This is a genomic window from Krasilnikovia sp. M28-CT-15, from assembly GCF_047159595.1.
Lineage (GTDB): Bacteria > Actinomycetota > Actinomycetes > Mycobacteriales > Micromonosporaceae > Actinoplanes.
Map to the genome: position 1 here is coordinate 3,105,076 of NZ_BAAGAK010000001.1, position 16,733 is coordinate 3,121,808.

Sequence of the window (16,733 nt, forward strand, 5' to 3'; positions counted from 1 at the left end):
GACGGGGTGCGCTGCTCACACATCGTCCCCGGTCACCGGGGTCGGGAGCGGTCGTAGCCGGCACCCCGTTGCCGCCAGGTCTCGACCTCGTCGCGGTGTCCATGCTGGCCGGTGGGCCGGCCAGCATGGACACCGCCGGAAAGACGCTGCTGACCTTCGCGTGCGCCTCGATGGTCGGCACCGGCCTGGTCCTACTGTCCACCACCCGGAAGATCCTCCGCGCCGCTCTGTTCCAGGCCGTCCCGCCGGCATTGGCGTTGTTCGGCCTCGGTCTGGCTGGCTGATCCTCCAGCCCTGCCCCCGGGAGGGTCGCCGGGCAGCCCGTGCTTGAGGCGTGCCGTCAACACCTCGGCGCCCGAGGTTGCGCGGATATCGGATGCGCTGCGCCGGGCCGCCTTCGTACGCTGATGCGATGTCCATGCCTGCCGCCCGCGCCGCCGATGTCCTGGCGCAGCTGTCCAGCCCGACGAAGCTGCTGGCCCTGGCCGAGCTGACCGGGCGCGGCGAGCAAGGGGCCACGCTCGCCGAGCTGAGCTACGCGCTCGATCTGCCGCTGCCGAAGGCCGGCGATGTCTGTGCCCGGCTCGTCGCCCTCGGGCTCGCCACCGGGTCGGGTAACGGCGTCTACCGGGCCCGGCCCGACGGGTTGCGGGAGGCTGCCGCCGCCGTGGACCGGCTTCAGCCGATCGCACCGCTGCTGGCCGGCTATCCGCGGCTGCGCCCGTACTTCTCGCATGGGCGGCTGACGAGCATGCCGCCGACGCTGAGCGACCGGACCCCGCTGCTCGGCGAGTTGCTCGCCCGGTTCCTCGATCTCGACGGCTTGTGCGACGAGGATGAGATCAATCGTCGGCTGGCGGAGGTCACCGACGATGTCGCCGGGGTGCGCCGGATGCTGGTCGACACAGGTTGGCTCGAGCGCGACCGCGCCGGCACCACGTATGGCCCGGGCCGGGCGCTGCCGGTCGGTTGACAGCCGCTACCGCATTTCCCGTCGAGCGCCCGGGATCACCTCTACCTCCGTGCTGAGCCGGCGGTCCGCGCCGACCGTGCGCGGCGGACCGGTCAGCCGGACACGGCCACGGCACGGCAGGTCGCCCACCCAGGTGCCGCCAATGCCTCGATGTCGCCGGGTTCCACGATGCGGGTCAGGTCGCGGCCGGTGAACGCACCTGCTGCCCCGGACCGGGGCAGCAGGTGCCGTTCGTCTGCGCCCAGGGGCGCTCAGCGGCGGCGCAGTTGCGCGGCGGGCAGGTAGAACGGCTGACCGTCCCGGCCGACCTGGTAGGTGCGCAGGCCCACCTGGGCTGCGACGGACAGCTCGGCGGCGACCTCCCCCTGGTAGTACGGTCGGCACGGCGCGGACTGGGTCAGGGCCCGCTCGAACAGGACCGGCGCCGGCTTGCGCTCGGCGTCAGTGTCGGGCAGCACGACGCGGCCGTCGAAGTAGGACCAGACGAACGGCTCGGACTCGGCCCACCGGTCCGCGATGTACTGCTGCATCGTGGCCAGCTTCTCCTGCTGGGTCGCGCCCCACGACTCCGGGATGTTGACGATCAGGCCGACCGCGACATCACGGGTGCGGAGCTCGTTCAGGTACGCCAGGGCGCCCGGCTCGTACCGCACGTGGGACCAGTCCGACGTGTCGATCAGCACGTTGCCGAGATCGAAGTAGACCACCGGCTGGCGGCACGACGCGGCGGCGGCCGCGGCCGGGGTGCCCCATCCGGGGATGGCGGCCAGCGGTGCCGTGGCCAGGGTAACTGCGAACGCCACGCGGGCGAGGGAACGGAACATGCGGAACCTTCCTGGAGGGACGAACGTCACGACGCGAGGGCGATCGGGATGTCGCGGGCTGCGGCGAGCGCGGCGTTGTATGCCATGCCGGGGGTGTCGGCGCACGTCCGGACCTGGCAGACGGAGCCGCGGTAGTCGGTGGGCGGGCGTACCGGGTCCCCGGGGGCGGCGTTGAGGATCACGTCGCTGACGAACGGGGCCGACTCCACCGCGGCGCGGTCGGGCTGGGCGGCGAGGATACCGGCGACCGGCGGATACACGGTGATCGCGCTGGCGTACCGCCCGTTGTGTTCCGGCGGGGCGACCGGCTCGCCGAGGGCGGTACGACAGAGCAGTTCCCAGCAGGAGACGGTGAGGCAGTCGTTCATCATGAGCGCCAGCAGCCCGCCCCCGATGCGCGCATTGACCTCCACCAGCACCGGCCCCTCCGCGGTGAGGATGAACTCGGAGTGCAGGAATCCGGCGGTGATGCCGAGGTGCCGGGCGATGGCCCGGACGCCCGCGGTCATCTCGTCGAACGCCGCCCCCGGCAGCGGCACGGGGAAGGTGTACGACAGCTCGCAGAAGTGTGGCCGCGGTCCGAGCTGGCGGTCGGTGGTCCCGAGACACACGCAGGTCCCGCCGCTGACGACGGTTTCCATGCTGTACAGCGGTCCCGTGACGAACTCCTCGGCCATCAGGTCGCCACCCAGGTAGCGGTGCCGGTCGGTGAGGGTGCCGAAGTGTTCCCGTACTTCGTCGGCGGTGCGGCACAGCAGCACGTCCATGCTGCCGGAGCCCTTGACGTTCTTCAGCACGACCGGTCCGGCCTGCGCGAACAGTCGCAGCGCGTCGTCGGCGGTGGCGACCGGGGTCCACCGTGGGGAGCGGATGCCCAGCTCGGCGTACACCTGGCGGGCCGCGCGCTTGTCCCGCAGGGTGGCGACGGCGGCCACCGGGTGGAACGGTGTGCCGAGCCGCTCGGCCAGCGCCGCGGCGTACGGGAGGTGGCGGTCGCCGATGCAGACCACGCCGTTCGGCGTTCCGGCGGCGCGTACCCATTCCGTCAGGTCGGGATCGGGCTGGTCGGCGTCGGTGTCGGCACTGCGGTACACCCGGTCGCGCGCGGCCAGCCGGCCGAGCAGGTCGCCGTCCGGGCCGTCCGCGTACCGTCCGGGGTCGACGCTGACCAGGCCGATGTCGATGCCCTCGCGATCGGCCCAGGCGAGGGCGGAGAGTCCGGTGCCGGCGATACCGGCCTCGACGAAGACAAGCATGATCAGCCTTCCACGGCGACAGGGTCCGCGGCGGCGCGCCGTCGGACGAGGGCGGACAACGGGGCCAGCAGAACCATCAGGCCGATGGCGGCGCCCGCGGACAGCAGCAGGAACGTGTCGAGCCGATCAGCGGCGAGGTAGCCGCCGAGCAGCAGCGCCACCCCGGCGCAGACCGCCCGGTCGATGATCGACTCGATGGACAGCAGGGTGGCCCGGTAGCGCGAGTCGGCGATCGCCTCGTTGAGCAGCTTGCGCTGCACCGGGTAGGCCAGCCCGGCCGCCATCGAGAAGCCGCAGAGGCACACCACGGTGAATGCCGCGCCGACCGGCACGACCAACGCGAGGCAGGCGGCCATCGCGACGGTGAGGACGAAGACGGCCCTCAGGTCGCCCACGAAGCGGCGGAGCCAGTGACTGCGCGCCGACCCGAGGACCTCGAACAGGGTCATGGCGGCCAGCACGGCACCGTGCCAGGCGACCGGGGTCTGTTTGCCGGTCAGGATGGGCTGGAACAGATTGACCTGGCAGATCCGGGCGAGGGTGAAGACCGCCACCCCCTGCACCATGATCAGCGCCAGCCGCGGCGAGCGGCGCAGCTGGCCGAGCGCGATCCGGACGGTCGCGGCGACCGTTGCCCGCGGCCCAGCCGTCGGCTCGGCGCCGGTGAGCGCGGGCAGGCGCAGCGCCGCGGCGACGGCCACCAGCGCGTTCAGGGCGGTCAGCCAGTACACCGAGGACGGCCACCAGCTCATCAGCAGACCGGCGGCGGGCCAGCAGACGATCTTTCCGACCAGACTGTACGCCCGGCCGTTGCCCTCCGCCCGCTGGTAGTGCTCGCCCGCGCCATGACGCTGCAGGTACTCGTAGAGGTAGGCGCTGGCGGCGCCGGAGACCAGTGACCGGGCGAGCGCGATCAGCACCCAGTGGGCGAGGAACCCCGGATAGGTCGGTGCGGCGATCGGCAGCAGGTTGGCGGCCAGCAGCACCACACCGCCCGCGGTGAGGCTGCGCCGGTAGCCGAGCCGGTCCGCGACCAGCCCGGTCGGGATCTCGAACAGGCAGAACACCACATAGTAGATGCTCTGGATGCCGAAGATCTGCCGGTCGTCGAGGCCGGCGGCGCGCTGGTAGGTGTAGAACACCGGCACCCAGACGAGCAGCCCGAAGAAGAACTGGAACGCGTAGGTGAACCGGACCACGCGCCGCACGTGTGCGGGCAGGCCGGGCCGCGACCCGGGTGGGCCTGGCGGCGGCGTGGTGAGCAGGGTGGACGACATGGCGACTCCGGGCAGGAAGCATCCGGCGACCCGCACCGCGGGCCGCCGGTTCGGCAAGGGTTCAGCAGGCGTACGGGCGCAGTTGCACGACGGCGATCCGCTCGGCGTCGGCGACCCATTCGATGTCGACCGGAGCGCTGAACGTGTAGTCCGCGCAGAAGTGCGCCTGCAACAGGCGGCCGATCACCGCGAGCCGCTCCATCCGAGCGCGGTCCGCGTCGGCCAGGTCGCGGTCGGCGTCGCCCAGCGACACGGTGCGCCCGCCACCTTCCACCGTGTTGAACAGGTACTGCATCGGCGCGCCGACCCCGGCGACCACGTCCTGCACCGAGCTGGTCGAGACGTTGAGGAACACGTTGCGGAAATCGCCGGGCGCCAGCGGGTTCGTGGTGACCAGCACGCCGCCCATCGTGGCGGCGGCCTGTTCCTGGATGACCACGCCCATGTACGCGTCGTCGAGGCTGATCCCGGCCTGGTGCCGCAGGTGCACGCTGCGCGCCGACAGCAGCGAGACCCAGACCTCGCGGACCGCGTCGACCACGGCGTCCACCGTGGTGACGTCGGTGACCGACTCGTAGATGCCGGCCGCGGAGAAGCCGGCGAGGTCCTCGGCGTTGGAGGAGCTGCGGACCACGAACCGGGAGGCGCCACCGAGGTGCGTGACGAGCGCCGAATCGATGCGCCGGCGGATGGCGTCGGGCACCCGGGTCGCGCGGACCAGCTCCCGCAGCCGGTCGCAGCGCGCGTCGATGTCGGTGGCACCCAGCTCCAGCGCGGTCTTCAGCTTGCCGATCTCCTGCTGCACGTCGGCCGACGACTCCAGGAACTCGCGCTGCACCGCGAACGGCAGCGCGACACCTCGCGGCACGATGATCTCGCCCAAGAGGTCCCGGGCGGCATCGTACGGATCGGCGTCGTCGGCCACGCCGAGCAGCCGGCGCGCGTATTCGAGCAGGTGGGGGCGCAGCGCGCGAGGCACCTGGTACCACCCGAGCAGCCGGTCCGAGCCGTGGGTGAGCAGGTGCTGCAGCTCGCCCAGGTTCGCCGCCTTGGTCCCGTACCGGTAGGCGTCGCCGGCGCGCAGGTCGGCGAGGTCCGCGATCGGGGTCGCGCGGCTCTCCGGCGGCTCGACGTTCACCCGGCTCGCCGTCCAGGCCGGGGGTGAATCCACCGCGGGTGGGCGGGCGATCCGGCTGAGCCGGATACCGGCGGCGGCCGGGTCCACCTCGTAGCGCACCCAGGCACCGTCGAGCCCTTCGGCGTCGATCGACTCCAGCGCCGCGAGTTGGATGGCGTTGGGCACGCCCCAGCCGGCGGCGAGGACGTTGGTGTGCGACAGGGGAGTGGTGTGTGCCGCGTTGACGATGCCGCTCAGGCGCGGGATGTCGTCCGGCACGCGCTCCATCGCGACGATGTCGTACCACTGCAGCGGGGGATCGGCGCGGCGGTACGCCGCCTCGTCCGCGAACGCCCGCAGCCGCCCCTCTGCCGTGCCGGCCTGCAGCGGCACGTACGGTGCGGCCGAGAAGATCTCGTGCGCCGCGATCCGCGGCATCTCCGTCTCGGGGATCTCGGACAGTTGCTGCTCCTGGCGGTGGGTGGCCGGTTTGAACAGCAGCGGGATCGCCGGGTCCACCCGCTCGCGGACGAACCGGTACAGGTACCGCAGCATGTCGGTGGACATGGTGTCCACCTCGACGGTCTCCAGGCTCAGGAACTCGCCGCGCTCGGGACTGCGGTGCCGGGCCAGCAGACCCAGGTACAGCCGGCGGTCCGGGTCCACGTAGAACGCCGCGTTGTACGCGTCGACCTGGGCTTCCAGCTGCTGGCGGCTGATACCGAGGACGTGCTCCGCGATGTAGTAGGCGTGGAACTGGTGCGCGGCGTGGTTGATGAAGTGGATCTCACTGGTCGGCCGATCGACCACCAGCTTGACGAAGGAGTGGCCGGACAGCGTGCCGGCGAGCCGGTCGAACGACTCCAGCGTGAGCACCTCGCCCACCAGGGCCGGTCTGTCGTCCAACATGGTCGCGTGCAAGCTGCCCATTGTTTCCTTCGTATCGAGAGCGAACGGCCGAAGAATCATCGGCGATCTATATGGTCTACCTTCGAAACATCGCCATCATAGGGGTGTGGTGCGGTCGCCTGCAGGTCGAGTCGGGCTGTTTCGGCAGTGACGATGAGCACTGTGGGTAGTGACCCGGCGCATCGACGCGGATCTGATCGCCGACCGGGCGATCGTTCCCGGCGGGCGGGCGGGCAGGCAGGCAGGCGGACAAACGGACGGACGCCACACCCGCAGCGCTCCCGGCACCACTGGTGACCTGCCCTAACATTGATCCATGTCTACTGTGTCCACGCGTGTCGAACTGAGCCCGCTCACCCTCGCCGACCAGGATGAGTTCTGCTCGCTGGTGAGGGCCAGCACCGCGCTCCACGGGCCGTGGATGCAGCTACCCGCGACCGCGCAGGAGTTCGAGGGCTGGATGCGCCGGTTCAGCGACGGCACCAGCCTGGGCTTCATGATCCGCGTTCCGGAGACCGGCGCCGCCGCCGGCATGGTCAACATCAACTCGATCATCCGCGGTCGCTACCAGGGTGCGTCCCTCGGCTATGCGGCGTTCGCCCCGTCCGCGGGGCGCGGTTACCTGACCGAAGGGCTCGCCGCAGTCCTGCATCACGCGTTCACCGACCTGCGGCTTCACCGATTGGAAGCGAACATCCAGCCGGGGAACAAGCCGTCCTCAGCATTGGTCCAGCGCCTGGGGTTCCGTTACGAAGGTCTGTCGCGGGACTTCCTCTACATCGACGGGGCCTGGCGCGACCACGAGCGGTGGGCCATCACCGCCCCCTCCCCATGGACGCCCGATCCCTCCCTTCCCGAGATCTAGTGCGAGGTTTGTCGCCCGGACCACGACCGCCGGTGCCGTGCCCGGGTGCGCGAGTGCCCGCGTGGCAGCGCTTTCCTGCCGCGACACCGGCGAATGTCTGCGACGATGGCGAGGTACACCATGGGCCGGTAAGCCCTGGGCGCTCAGTGCCCGGAGGGTGGCGATGGCAACTGCGACGCTGCCGGTACAGCGCTGGCTTCGCGGCACCGACACGATGCTCGGGCAGGTGCGCACGCTCTACCTCGGCATCGTTCTCGCCTGGCCGCTGCTCGGCCTCTGGCACCTGCTCGCGGTACCTGCACCGCTGGCGCTGACGGGTGCGGCGGCCGGTCTGCTGCTTGTCGGCTGGTTGCATCTGGGCTATCGGCGGGAACGTTTTCCCGCGTGGAGCTGGCTCGGTGAGGGCGCCTGCCTCTTCCTGGCCGCCTGGGCGAGCGGCCACGGCGTCCTCATCGGTCTGTCTCTCGCCTGGGTCGGCTTCCGTTCGCTCTACGGGCGCCTGCCCGAGAAGGCACTCGCCGCGGCCGTGCTCTGCACGATCATGGGCTTCGGCGTACTGATCCTGGATGTGCCGTGGGGTTACGCCCTGCCCTTGCTGTTCACCCTGCTGTTCCTGGTCGCGGTGAACCACCTGCTGGCGGCCATCTGCCGGACCCGAGACGGTGTTGCGCACCGCACGCGAATCGTGGCGTCGGGCGGCGCCGGCCTCGCCGCCGCGACGACGCGGGCCGAGGCGATGGACGTGACGCTGCAGGCTGCACTCGGCATCGACCGTGCGGTGGGATCCGCGCTCATCCTCACGATGCTGGGGCCGTCGCTGCGTGTCGCCGCCGCGGCGGGCCGGGTGGATGCCGAGGCGCCCGGCCGGGTCGCCGAGCGGGCCGGGCTGCCCGCACAGGCCCGGGAGGCGCTACGGCTGGGCGGATATGCCGAGGTCACCGGCGAGGCCGCCGCCGCGGCGTGCGAGGCGCTGCGGCTGCCCCGGCGTCCGGTTCTGGTGATCGCACCGCTGACCGCACACGGAAGTGTCTTCGGCGCGCTCGTGCTCGTGCTCGACCGGAGCCCGGAGGGTGATCTGAGACAGGTACTGACGACCCTGGCGGACTGGGCGGCTCTCACCCTCGACCAGCTGCTGACCCGGTCGCGGCTCGGCATCGTCGTCGACAACTCGCCGGATGCGCTGATCCTCGCACGTGAGGCCGGATCCATCCGCTTCGTCAATCCGGCGGCGGCCGCACTTCTCGGCTGCGCCCCCGGCGACCTGATCCATCGCAACCTCTGGTCGCTCGTGCACGGCGACGACGTGGCCGCCCTGCGCGACGTCGAGCCGACGGCGGCCACGACCGTCGTGCCGTGCCGCATCCACGGCCCCAACGACGTCGGATGGGCGGACGTGGAGGCGCAGGTGCGGTACGTGATCGAGCACGACGGGTCGCGCAGCCTCGTCTTCACCGCGCGGGACGTGTCCGAGCAGCACCGGCTGGAGCTGGAACTGCGGCACGCGCAGAAGCTCGAGTCGGTCGGGCGGCTCGCCGCCGGTATCGCGCACGAGATCAACACCCCGATCCAGTTCGTCGGGGACAACGTACGTTTCCTCCAGACCGCGTTCGCGGACCTGGACCGGCTGTGCGCCGTCTATCGCGACCTGGCCGCCGTGGTGCCGGATCCCGCCGGGGCGGCGGCCGCGGTGCGCAAGGCCGCGGACGTGGCCACCGATATCGATGTCGAGTTCCTGATGGAGGAGGTGCCGGCCGCCATCACGCAGACGCTCGACGGCGTCGACCGGGTGGCCAACATCGTGCGGGCGATGAAGGCGTTCGGCCATCCCGGCATGGAGGAGAAGGCCAGGTCGGACCTGAACGAGGCGATCCGCAACACCCTCGTCGTCGCGGCCAACGAGATCAAGTACGTCGCCGACGTCGAGGTCGACTACGGGGATCTCCCGCTCGTGTACTGCCATCTGGGCGACATCAATCAGGTCGTGCTGAACCTCGTGGTCAACGCGGCCCATGCGATCACCGCGGCGCAGCGCGGCCGGGGCACGATCCGGGTGCGCACCCTCGTCGACGGCGGGTACGCCGTCATCGAGGTCGCCGACACCGGCACGGGGGTGCCGCCGGAGATCGCCGACAAGATCTTCGACCAGTTCTTCACCACCAAGGAGGTGGGCGTGGGGACCGGGCAGGGACTGGCCCTGGTGCGCACGCTGGTGACCGACCGGCACGGCGGGACGATCGACTTCACCAGCGAGGTGGGGCAGGGAACGGTCTTCACGGTCCGGTTGCCCGTTGCGGGCAACGACGATCCCAGCCAGCACGAGCACGAGGTGGAGGCGACGGTGTGACCGGGCGGCCGAGCATCCTCTTCGTCGACGACGAGCCCCGCATACTCGCCGGTCTGCGGCGCATGCTGCGCGTGCACCGCGACCGCTGGGACATGTCCTTCGCCGAGGGCGGTGAGGAAGCGCTGGCGGCCCTGCGGGAACGCCCGTGTGACGTGATCGTCTCCGATCACCGGATGCCGGGCATGGACGGCGCGCAGTTGCTGGAACGGGTCCGGGACCAGTATCCGCGAACGGCCCGGGTGATCCTCTCGGGCCAGACCGACGAGGCCAATCTGCCCAGGATCATGGCGCTGGCCCACGAGTTCCTCACCAAGCCGAGCACGCCGGACCAGCTGGTCGGCGCGATCGAGCGGCTCATCGGCGGCGGTGACCGGGCCGGCATCCAGGCACTGCCCAGCCCGCCTGCGGTGCTCATCGAGTTGATCGACGCCCTGCAGTCCGACGACGCGTCGGCGCAGTCCATCGGCGACGTCATCGAGGGCGACCCCGCCATTACCGCCAAGGTCCTGCAACTGGTGAATTCGTCCGGCTACACGGTCGGTCGCCGGGTCAGCAACGTCGGCCAGGCGGTGGCGATGCTCGGCGTGCACACGGTGCGCGGCCTGGTCATGATGCACGACCTGATCCGTACCTTCGATGTCTCCGGCGAGTTGCCCGTCGCCTGGATGGACGGACTCACCATGCACTCGGTGGAGACGTCCCGGCTGTGCCGGATGCTGGCGGCGGGTACCGACTGGGAGAACCCCGCGGCTACCGCCGGCCTGCTGCACGAGGTGGGCCAGTTGGTTCTCGCGTCGTCGCGGCCGCGGGAGTTCGCCAGGACGCTGGAGGTGTGGCGGGATTCCGCCACCGGAGAACGGGTGGAGGAGAGCTCGCTGTGCACGGCCGAGTCGGCGATCCTCGGCGTGTGTCACACCGACAGCGGTGCCGACCTGTTGCGCTACTGGGGCCTGCCGGACCCGGTGGTGGACGCGGTGCTCGGTCATGCGGCCCCCGAACAACCAGTGGCCGCCCTCGATCCGCGCACCGCCGTCGTGCTGGCGCACCTGGTGGTTGAGGCGGACCTGGGACCGGTCTGCGGCCTGCTCGGCGCCGCGGCCCTCGACGAGGAGCAGCTCGACGACAGGGCGCGCGCGGCCGTCAGCCGGTGGCGGCGGGAGCGCTCGCGGACCCAGGGCTGACCGCGGCCGCGTCCCGAACCGTCAGCGGTTCCCGCACACCGTGTTCCAGCGCGGCCAGGTTCTCCAGGCGCGCGATGAGGCCGACCGTGATCTCCTGGTCGGCGTCCACCAGCACCGTGTCGGCCGAGCGGGTGACCACCGCCGCGGCCAGCACCATGCCGGGCCTCAGTTCCGCCAGCGTGACCTCGCGGGTGGCGGTGGATGCCGGTGCGGCGGTGCCCGTCAGGGCCGCCAGCATGGCGGGATCGTAGTACTTGGCGTTGCTCTGCAGCTCGGCAAGGGCATCGGCCGGTGACTGGCCCTGGGTCAGCAACGCGTCGTGGTCCAGCAGCAGCCGCAGCAGCCGGCCGCCGAAAGGGATGCGGGCGCCCACCACGCCGTCGCGGGGCAGCCCGGAGCCGTCGAATCCCTTACGGCAGGTGCGGATCGCGTCGACCACCGACGTCATCCGGGGAATCGGGGAGATCAGTTTCTCGGCAACCGCGGGCAGTTGATCCACCATGCTCTGCTCCGCGCGGTCCAGCTCGGCTCCGGTATTGAGCTTGTCCGCCACGGCCGGGGGCAGCGACACGACGCCCAGCTGTGACATCTCGACGGCCATCTCGACCGCCCAGCGGTCCTCCACCTCCATCTGGTCGAGGATCGTGACCGCCACCCGGCGCATCCGGGTCGCGCGGCCGAACGCGGCCGGGCTGGCGAGGGAGAGGACATCGGTCAACGCCTTGACGCTGCCCCGCAAGGTGCTCTCCAGCAGCTCCTTCTCCGCGATGACCAGTCGGTGCTGCGCCACGCACTCGTGCAGGGCGGCGATCATGTTCTCGGTGTCGACCGGCTTGAGGAGCATGCGGTAGACCTGCCCCTGGTTCACGGCCGCGGCGGCGTCGGCGAGGCTGGTGTGTCCGGTGAGCAGCACCCGGGTGCTGGCCGGTGCGGCCTTGGCGGCTGCGGCCAGGAACTCGGCGCCGTTGATGCCGGGCATCAGGAAGTCGGAGACGATCACCTCGAACGGCTGCTCCGGCTTGAGGGCGAACAGCCCGTTCGCGGCGCCGACCGCGGTCTCGACCGTGAAATCGCGCCGTAGCTGCCGCCGAAGCCCGTCGAGGAGGTTGGGCTCGTCGTCGACCAGCAGAATCCGGGGCTTCTCGACAGCACTCGTCATCTCGCCCCCCGGGGTGTGGATCACCCGAATATACCCAATAACGGGCGTCGGTTGCGCACGATCCGCGACGCCACCGCGGCACCCGGGTCTCATTCAGCCGAGGGCACCCTCCCTGCGGTGCCGGCCCCGCCGTGCCGGCCGGGGCGAGCGGCGTCAGCCGGCGACCAAGGTCGGATTGGTGGCGACGAAGCTCGCGATGGTGTTCTGCCTGGCGGCCGCCAGCAGGGCCATGCTGGTGCTGTCCAGGACCTCGACGCTGCCGATCCCGGCGACGCGGCGGCTGTTGAACTTGCCGCCGTTGGTCTTCAGCGTAACCAGCTTGTCCGGGTTAATGCCTTTCATGGCGAATGCCCAGTCCTCCACCGGGATGCCGCCGCTGTCGACGGTCATCGCCTTTCCGATCGCGGACAGGAGCCCGGGCAGCTTCGTCGGCGAGGTCATTCCGGCGTGCACGGCCTGCTTCATGATCGCCTTGAGGAGTTGTTGCTGGTGGCGCTGCCGGCCGTAGTCCGAGTCACCCTTGGCCAGCAGGTCCCGCTGGCGGGCGTAGTCGAGCGCCTCCGTCGGGGTGAAGCAGTGGTTACCCTTCGCGTAGAAGTTCGCCGTGACCCCGGGCACCTTCCGGGGATGCAGCCCCGCGCCGTCGGTCTTGTACGGCACCGCCTGCCTACCGTCCGCGGTGTGCCCGACATGGATGGACGTCACGTTCTCGTCGACGTACATGCACACCTTCCCGAGCACCTTCATGACCTCGGTGAACCCGGAGAAGTCGATGATCGCCCCGGCGTCCGGGGTGATCCCGGTCAGATTCTTCACCGTCAAGGCCAGCAGCTCGAAGCCGTGCGACTCGGCCTGGCTCCCGGTCAACCCTCGGCTACCGAAGGCGAACGCCGAGTTGATTTTGTTCTCCCCGCCCGGATACCGCTGCGCGCCGTTGTCGTACGCCGGGATGTGCACGTAACTGTCGCGGGGCAAGGAGATCAGGTAGCCGCCGGACCGGTCGGCCGGGATGTGCAACAACAGAATCGAGTCGGAGCGGCTCAATTGTCCCGAACCAGCCCAACCCGGCCGGGTGTCCAGACCCACGAGAAGAATGTTCTTCGCGCCGGTGATCTGCGCATGCTGCCGCTGCGCGCCATCCTGCGCGCCACCCAGCAGACTCCGCTGCGGGATCGCGTGCGTCGCCGAATTCAGCAACACCCGAACCGTCACCAGCGTGCCGCCGCTGAGCATCATCAGCACCGCGCCGACCGCGACCAGGCAGCGCGCCCACGTCGGGGCGGCTCGACGCTTGGTGCGTGAAATGCGGTGCACGGCTTCTCTTCTCACAGTGCCCAGGATCCTAGAACGCGCCCGCCACGGTGACCTGGGAGAATCAGGGGCGTACGGCACATCCCGCCACGATGTGACAGCACAGCGTGAGACCCGCGACCGATCGCGGCCCCGACGTCAGCGACGGCGAGGCGTGCCGACGATCGCGAGGATCAGGCCGCCATCCCGTGGAGTACCTCCGCGCGGGGGAGTTGCGCGAGGACGCTGCCCGGCAGGATCAGCTTTCCGCGGCGCAGACCGCTGCCGACCAATACGTACGGGGCTTGGGTCACCGCCTCGTCGATCAGCAACCGCCAGGTCATGGGCAGCCCGATGGGCGTGATTCCCCCGTACTCCATTCCGGTCCCGGCGACCGCCACGTCCATCGGCGCGAACGACGCCTTGCGGGCGCCCAGGTGCCTGCGAACGGTCTTGTTGACGTCGACGCGTGTGTGTGCCAAGGCGAGACATGCGGCAAGGGCGACGCCCGGACCGCCCTTCGCGGCGACCACCACGCAGTTCGCCGAGGACTCCAGTGGCACGCCGTACGATTCGCAGAAGTCTGCCGTGTCGGCCTTGTCTGCCGCCGTGTCCACATAGAGCACTGACTCGGCCGCGCCCGGCACGTCCCAGCTCTTGATCGCGGCGGCAACCACCGGGGCGATGCTGTCGACGACATCCAGTGCGGAGTGAACAGCTTCAAAGTTCCCAAAGGGTACGCGGAGGCGATCACTCATACACGCAGACTGTAGCCGAGCGGTCCGCGCCGAGAAGATTCCGCTCGCCTGGTTCCGCACCGCCTTAGCGTGTGTATGTGGGGGCGAGCCCCGACAACGGAGGGAGGCCGACATGCCAGATCGCGGTCTGGACGGCCTGCGTGCCCGCGCCGCGGACGGTGACCAGGATGCCGTAGACCAGCTCGTCGAACTCGCGGGTGAGCGCGGTGACATGGACGAGCTGCGGCGCCTCGCCGCGGCCGGCAGCACCGACGCGGTGGACCAGCTCGTCGAACTCGCGGGCGAGCGCGGCGACGTCGGCGAGCTGCGGCGCCTGGCCGCCGCCGGCAGCCGCGACGCCGCCGACGTCCTGGCGGAGCTGACCGAGCAGCAGGACGACGACGGCGACGGGTAGCGCCGGGGCGGATCAGCCGGCTCGGCGCGGCCCGGTGCGGATTTCGGGTGATCACGTGGTCGTCCGTCCGGACCGGGCGGGGTTGATTTGCTGGTTTGGGCCGGCGTCGCTCCAGCGGCGTAGATCATGAGCTGATGGAGCGGACTCGGGCGCTTCTGCTGCTGAGCCTGCTCCCAGCCGGGTGGGTCTTCGCCGCCGTGCGTTGGGGGTGTTCGTGCTGGCCGGCGGCCCGCTGACCGGTCCGGATCCGGCGCGGGGCGGTGGCCGGCGCCGCTCGGTGCTGTCGGGGCTTCGCGGTGCGGGGCGGTCGGCGTATCGGTCGGCGCGAGCTCGTCGGGTGCGGCTGTGGGATGTCGTGCGGCATCCGGCCCGGCTGGTGGTGCTCGGGTTCGCCGTGGCGGTGCTGCTGGGGTCGGCGCTGCTGTCGTTGCCGTTCGCCACCGAGAGTGGGCGCAGCGCTCCGTTGATGACGGCGGTGTTCACCGCCACGTCGGCGGTGTGCGTGACCGGGCTGGTTGTTGTCGACACCGGCACCTACTGGTCGGGATTCGGCGAGGTGGTGATCCTGGGGCTGATTCAGATCGGCGGCTTCGGGATCATGACGCTCGCGTCGCTGCTCGGCCTGCTGGTGTCGCGGCGCCTGCGGATGCGGATGCAGCTGGGCGCGCAGGCGGAGACCAAGGCGATCGGGGTCGGGGAGGTCCGCCGGGTGGTGTTCGGCGTGGTCCGGGTGAGCCTGGCCGTGGAGGCGCTCGTGGCGGTGGTGCTGACCTGGCGGTTCGCCGACGGCTACGGCGAGGCTTGGGGTCGTGCCGCCTACCTGGGGGTGTTCCATGCCGTGTCGGCGTTCAACAACGCAGGCTTCGGCCTGTTCTCCGACAGCCTGATGCGCTTCGTCGCCGACCCCTTCGTGTGCCTGCCTATCGACACCGCGGTGATCATCGGCGGCCTCGGCTTCCCGGTGCTGTTCGAGCTGCGCCGCGAGCTGCGCAGGCCACGTCGCTGGTCCATCCACACCAAGATCACGGTGGTGATGACGGTCGTACTGCTCACCGGTGGATGGGTGGCGGTCAGCGCCGCGGAGTGGTCGAACCCGGGCACCCTCGGCGGTCTCGGGACGGGCGGAAAGCTGCTGGCCGGGCTCACCACCGCGGTCATGACGCGCACCGCCGGCTTCAACAGCCTCGACGTCGCCCAGTTCACCGACGTCACTCTGCTGATGCACGACGTGCTGATGTTCATCGGCGGCGGCAGTGCCGGCACCGCCGGCGGTATCAAGGTCACCACGTTCGCGCTGCTCGGGTTCGTCATCCTCGCCGAAGTCCGCGGCAACCCCACCGTGCATGCGCTCGGCCGCCGCCTGCCCGCAGACGTACAACGGCAGGCGCTGACCGTCGCGCTGCTCAGCGTCACCACCGTCACCGCGTCCGCGGTCGCGCTGCTGGCGCTGACGTCGTTCCGGCTGGACCAGGTGCTTTTCGAGGTCACGTCGGCGTTCGCCACCGTCGGGCTGACCACCGGCATCACCGCGCAGGTCGGCACACCGGGGCATGTCATTCTGATACTGCTGATGTTCATCGGCCGGCTCGGCCCGATCACCGCCGCCGCCGCCCTCGCGCTGCGGCAGCGGACCCGCCGCTACGAACGACCCGAGGAGCGAATCATCGTTGGCTAGGAATCCCGCCGCCTCCCACCGCATCGCCGTGCTCGGCCTCGGCCGCTTCGGCAGCTCGCTGGCCCTGGAGCTGATGCGCCAGCGCTGGGAGGTCATCGGTGTCGACTCGGACCCGGCGGTCGTGCAGGAGTACGCCGACCATCTGACCCACGCCGCGGTCGCGAACACCACCGACGAGGTGGCGATGCGCCAGCTCGGCGTGCAGGACATGGCGCACGCCGTCGTCGGCATCGGCATCAACCTGGAAGCTGGAATCCTGACCACCGGCCTCCTCGCCGACCTGGGCATCCCCAACATCTGGGCCAAGGCGATGAGCCACCGGCACGCCAGCATCCTGCAGCGAATCGGCGCGCACCACGTCGTGCTGCCGGAGCACGAGATGGGCGAACGCGTCGCCCATCTCGTCACCGGGCACAACCTCAACTTCATCGAGTTCGATGACGGCTACGCCGTCGTCAAGGCCCGCGCGCCGGAAGAGGCGTTCGACAGGACCCTCGCCGACGCGGCGCTGCGTTCCAAGTACGGCGTCACCGTCGTCGCCATCAAACATCCGGGCGAGGACTTCACGTACGCCACCGCCGACACAACCGTCCACACCGGCGACACCCTTCTGGTCGCGGGCAAGACTCCTCAGGTGGAAGCGTTCGCCAGCCTGACTTGACCACCCACGCGCGGGGCTGTGGGTGTTGTTCGCGCAGGGGAACCAACCTC

General features: G+C 70.5%; 15 protein-coding genes. 8 read left to right on the forward strand and 7 right to left on the reverse strand.

All coding sequences use genetic code 11. The features are described 5' to 3' along the window. The first annotated feature begins 68 nt into the window (after nucleotides 1–68). Together ACMCNO_RS14485 and ACMCNO_RS14490 are read left to right on the forward strand one after the other, a co-directional pair. The gene (locus ACMCNO_RS14485; RefSeq protein ID WP_412749943.1) at nucleotides 69–284 is read left to right on the forward strand and encodes a DUF1304 family protein; all 216 of its coding nucleotides are present in this window, start codon (nucleotides 69–71) and stop codon (nucleotides 282–284) included. Between the two features lie 128 nt (nucleotides 285–412). After that, nucleotides 413–973, forward strand: a complete 561-nt coding sequence (locus ACMCNO_RS14490; RefSeq protein ID WP_412749944.1) for a DUF2087 domain-containing protein — start codon at nucleotides 413–415, stop codon at nucleotides 971–973. Nucleotides 974–1,224: 251 nt separating this feature from the next. Here ACMCNO_RS14490 and ACMCNO_RS14495 read toward each other — a convergent pair whose 3' ends face one another. The 4 genes from ACMCNO_RS14495 to ACMCNO_RS14510 form a co-directional block, all read right to left on the reverse strand. Continuing rightward, complete coding sequence (locus ACMCNO_RS14495) at nucleotides 1,225–1,797, reverse strand: hypothetical protein (RefSeq protein WP_412749945.1); 573 nt, start codon at nucleotides 1,795–1,797, stop codon at nucleotides 1,225–1,227. A 26-nt stretch (nucleotides 1,798–1,823) separates the two neighbouring features. Further along, on the reverse strand, nucleotides 1,824–3,053 hold the full coding sequence (locus ACMCNO_RS14500) for an ATP-grasp domain-containing protein (RefSeq protein WP_412749946.1): 1,230 nt from the start codon (nucleotides 3,051–3,053) through the stop codon (nucleotides 1,824–1,826). 2 nt (nucleotides 3,054–3,055) lie between these two features. Then, complete coding sequence (locus tag ACMCNO_RS14505) at nucleotides 3,056–4,330, reverse strand: MFS transporter (RefSeq protein ID WP_412749947.1); 1,275 nt, start codon at nucleotides 4,328–4,330, stop codon at nucleotides 3,056–3,058. A gap of 61 nt (nucleotides 4,331–4,391) precedes the next feature. Continuing rightward, a complete protein-coding gene (locus ACMCNO_RS14510; RefSeq protein ID WP_412749948.1) occupies nucleotides 4,392–6,356 on the reverse strand; it encodes a PEP/pyruvate-binding domain-containing protein in 1,965 nt (654 codons plus the stop codon). 316 nt (nucleotides 6,357–6,672) lie between these two features. On the opposite strand from ACMCNO_RS14510, the gene ACMCNO_RS14515 reads away from it, so the two are divergent. From ACMCNO_RS14515 to ACMCNO_RS14525, 3 genes are all read left to right on the forward strand, one after another. Next, on the forward strand, nucleotides 6,673–7,221 hold the full coding sequence (locus tag ACMCNO_RS14515) for a GNAT family N-acetyltransferase (RefSeq protein WP_412749949.1): 549 nt from the start codon (nucleotides 6,673–6,675) through the stop codon (nucleotides 7,219–7,221). Between the two features lie 163 nt (nucleotides 7,222–7,384). Further along, nucleotides 7,385–9,565: an ATP-binding protein gene (locus ACMCNO_RS14520; RefSeq protein WP_412749950.1), complete on the forward strand. Its 2,181-nt coding sequence runs from the start codon at nucleotides 7,385–7,387 to the stop codon at nucleotides 9,563–9,565. Then, on the forward strand, nucleotides 9,562–10,746 hold the full coding sequence (locus ACMCNO_RS14525) for an HDOD domain-containing protein (RefSeq protein WP_412749951.1): 1,185 nt from the start codon (nucleotides 9,562–9,564) through the stop codon (nucleotides 10,744–10,746). Before ACMCNO_RS14520 ends, ACMCNO_RS14525 begins: the two co-directional genes overlap by 4 nt. On the opposite strand, the gene ACMCNO_RS14530 is transcribed toward ACMCNO_RS14525, so the two are convergent. The 3 genes from ACMCNO_RS14530 to ACMCNO_RS14540 form a co-directional block, all read right to left on the reverse strand. Beyond that, on the reverse strand, nucleotides 10,706–11,905 hold the full coding sequence (locus ACMCNO_RS14530; RefSeq protein ID WP_412749952.1) for an HD domain-containing phosphohydrolase: 1,200 nt from the start codon (nucleotides 11,903–11,905) through the stop codon (nucleotides 10,706–10,708). The two genes, ACMCNO_RS14525 and ACMCNO_RS14530, sit on opposite strands and share 41 nt — an antisense overlap. Nucleotides 11,906–12,058: 153 nt before the next feature. Further along, nucleotides 12,059–13,297, reverse strand: a complete 1,239-nt coding sequence (locus ACMCNO_RS14535; RefSeq protein WP_412749953.1) for an LCP family protein — start codon at nucleotides 13,295–13,297, stop codon at nucleotides 12,059–12,061. Between the two features lie 92 nt (nucleotides 13,298–13,389). Continuing rightward, complete coding sequence (locus ACMCNO_RS14540; protein WP_412749954.1) at nucleotides 13,390–13,953, reverse strand: YbaK/EbsC family protein; 564 nt, start codon at nucleotides 13,951–13,953, stop codon at nucleotides 13,390–13,392. Nucleotides 13,954–14,065: 112 nt separating this feature from the next. Between ACMCNO_RS14540 and ACMCNO_RS14545 the strand changes: the two genes are divergently transcribed. From ACMCNO_RS14545 to ACMCNO_RS14555, 3 genes are all read left to right on the forward strand, one after another. Beyond that, nucleotides 14,066–14,347 (forward strand): hypothetical protein, encoded by a 282-nt coding sequence (locus ACMCNO_RS14545; RefSeq protein ID WP_412749955.1) that lies wholly within the window; start codon nucleotides 14,066–14,068, stop codon nucleotides 14,345–14,347. Nucleotides 14,348–14,684: 337 nt separating this feature from the next. Further along, complete coding sequence (locus ACMCNO_RS14550) at nucleotides 14,685–16,022, forward strand: TrkH family potassium uptake protein (RefSeq protein ID WP_412749956.1); 1,338 nt, start codon at nucleotides 14,685–14,687, stop codon at nucleotides 16,020–16,022. Beyond that, the gene (locus ACMCNO_RS14555) at nucleotides 16,015–16,683 is read left to right on the forward strand and encodes a potassium channel family protein (RefSeq protein WP_412749957.1); all 669 of its coding nucleotides are present in this window, start codon (nucleotides 16,015–16,017) and stop codon (nucleotides 16,681–16,683) included. Before ACMCNO_RS14550 ends, ACMCNO_RS14555 begins: the two co-directional genes overlap by 8 nt. Nucleotides 16,684–16,733: the final 50 nt, after the last annotated feature.

Bases quoted from the DNA above. Each gene is read 5' to 3' on its own strand.
- ACMCNO_RS14545 (WP_412749955.1), top strand. From the start codon at position 14,066: ATGCCAGATCGCGGTCTGGACGGCCTGCGTGCCCGCGCCGCGGACGGT.
- ACMCNO_RS14510 (WP_412749948.1), bottom strand. From the start codon at position 6,356: ATGTTGGACGACAGACCGGCCCTGGTGGGCGAGGTGCTCACGCTGGAG.
- ACMCNO_RS14530 (WP_412749952.1), bottom strand. From the start codon at position 11,905: ATGACGAGTGCTGTCGAGAAGCCCCGGATTCTGCTGGTCGACGACGAG.
- ACMCNO_RS14520 (WP_412749950.1), top strand. From the start codon at position 7,385: ATGGCAACTGCGACGCTGCCGGTACAGCGCTGGCTTCGCGGCACCGAC.
- ACMCNO_RS14495 (WP_412749945.1), bottom strand. From the start codon at position 1,797: ATGTTCCGTTCCCTCGCCCGCGTGGCGTTCGCAGTTACCCTGGCCACG.
- ACMCNO_RS14515 (WP_412749949.1), top strand. From the start codon at position 6,673: ATGTCTACTGTGTCCACGCGTGTCGAACTGAGCCCGCTCACCCTCGCC.
- ACMCNO_RS14505 (WP_412749947.1), bottom strand. From the start codon at position 4,330: ATGTCGTCCACCCTGCTCACCACGCCGCCGCCAGGCCCACCCGGGTCG.
- ACMCNO_RS14490 (WP_412749944.1), top strand. From the start codon at position 413: ATGTCCATGCCTGCCGCCCGCGCCGCCGATGTCCTGGCGCAGCTGTCC.
- ACMCNO_RS14540 (WP_412749954.1), bottom strand. From the start codon at position 13,953: ATGAGTGATCGCCTCCGCGTACCCTTTGGGAACTTTGAAGCTGTTCAC.
- ACMCNO_RS14500 (WP_412749946.1), bottom strand. From the start codon at position 3,053: ATGCTTGTCTTCGTCGAGGCCGGTATCGCCGGCACCGGACTCTCCGCC.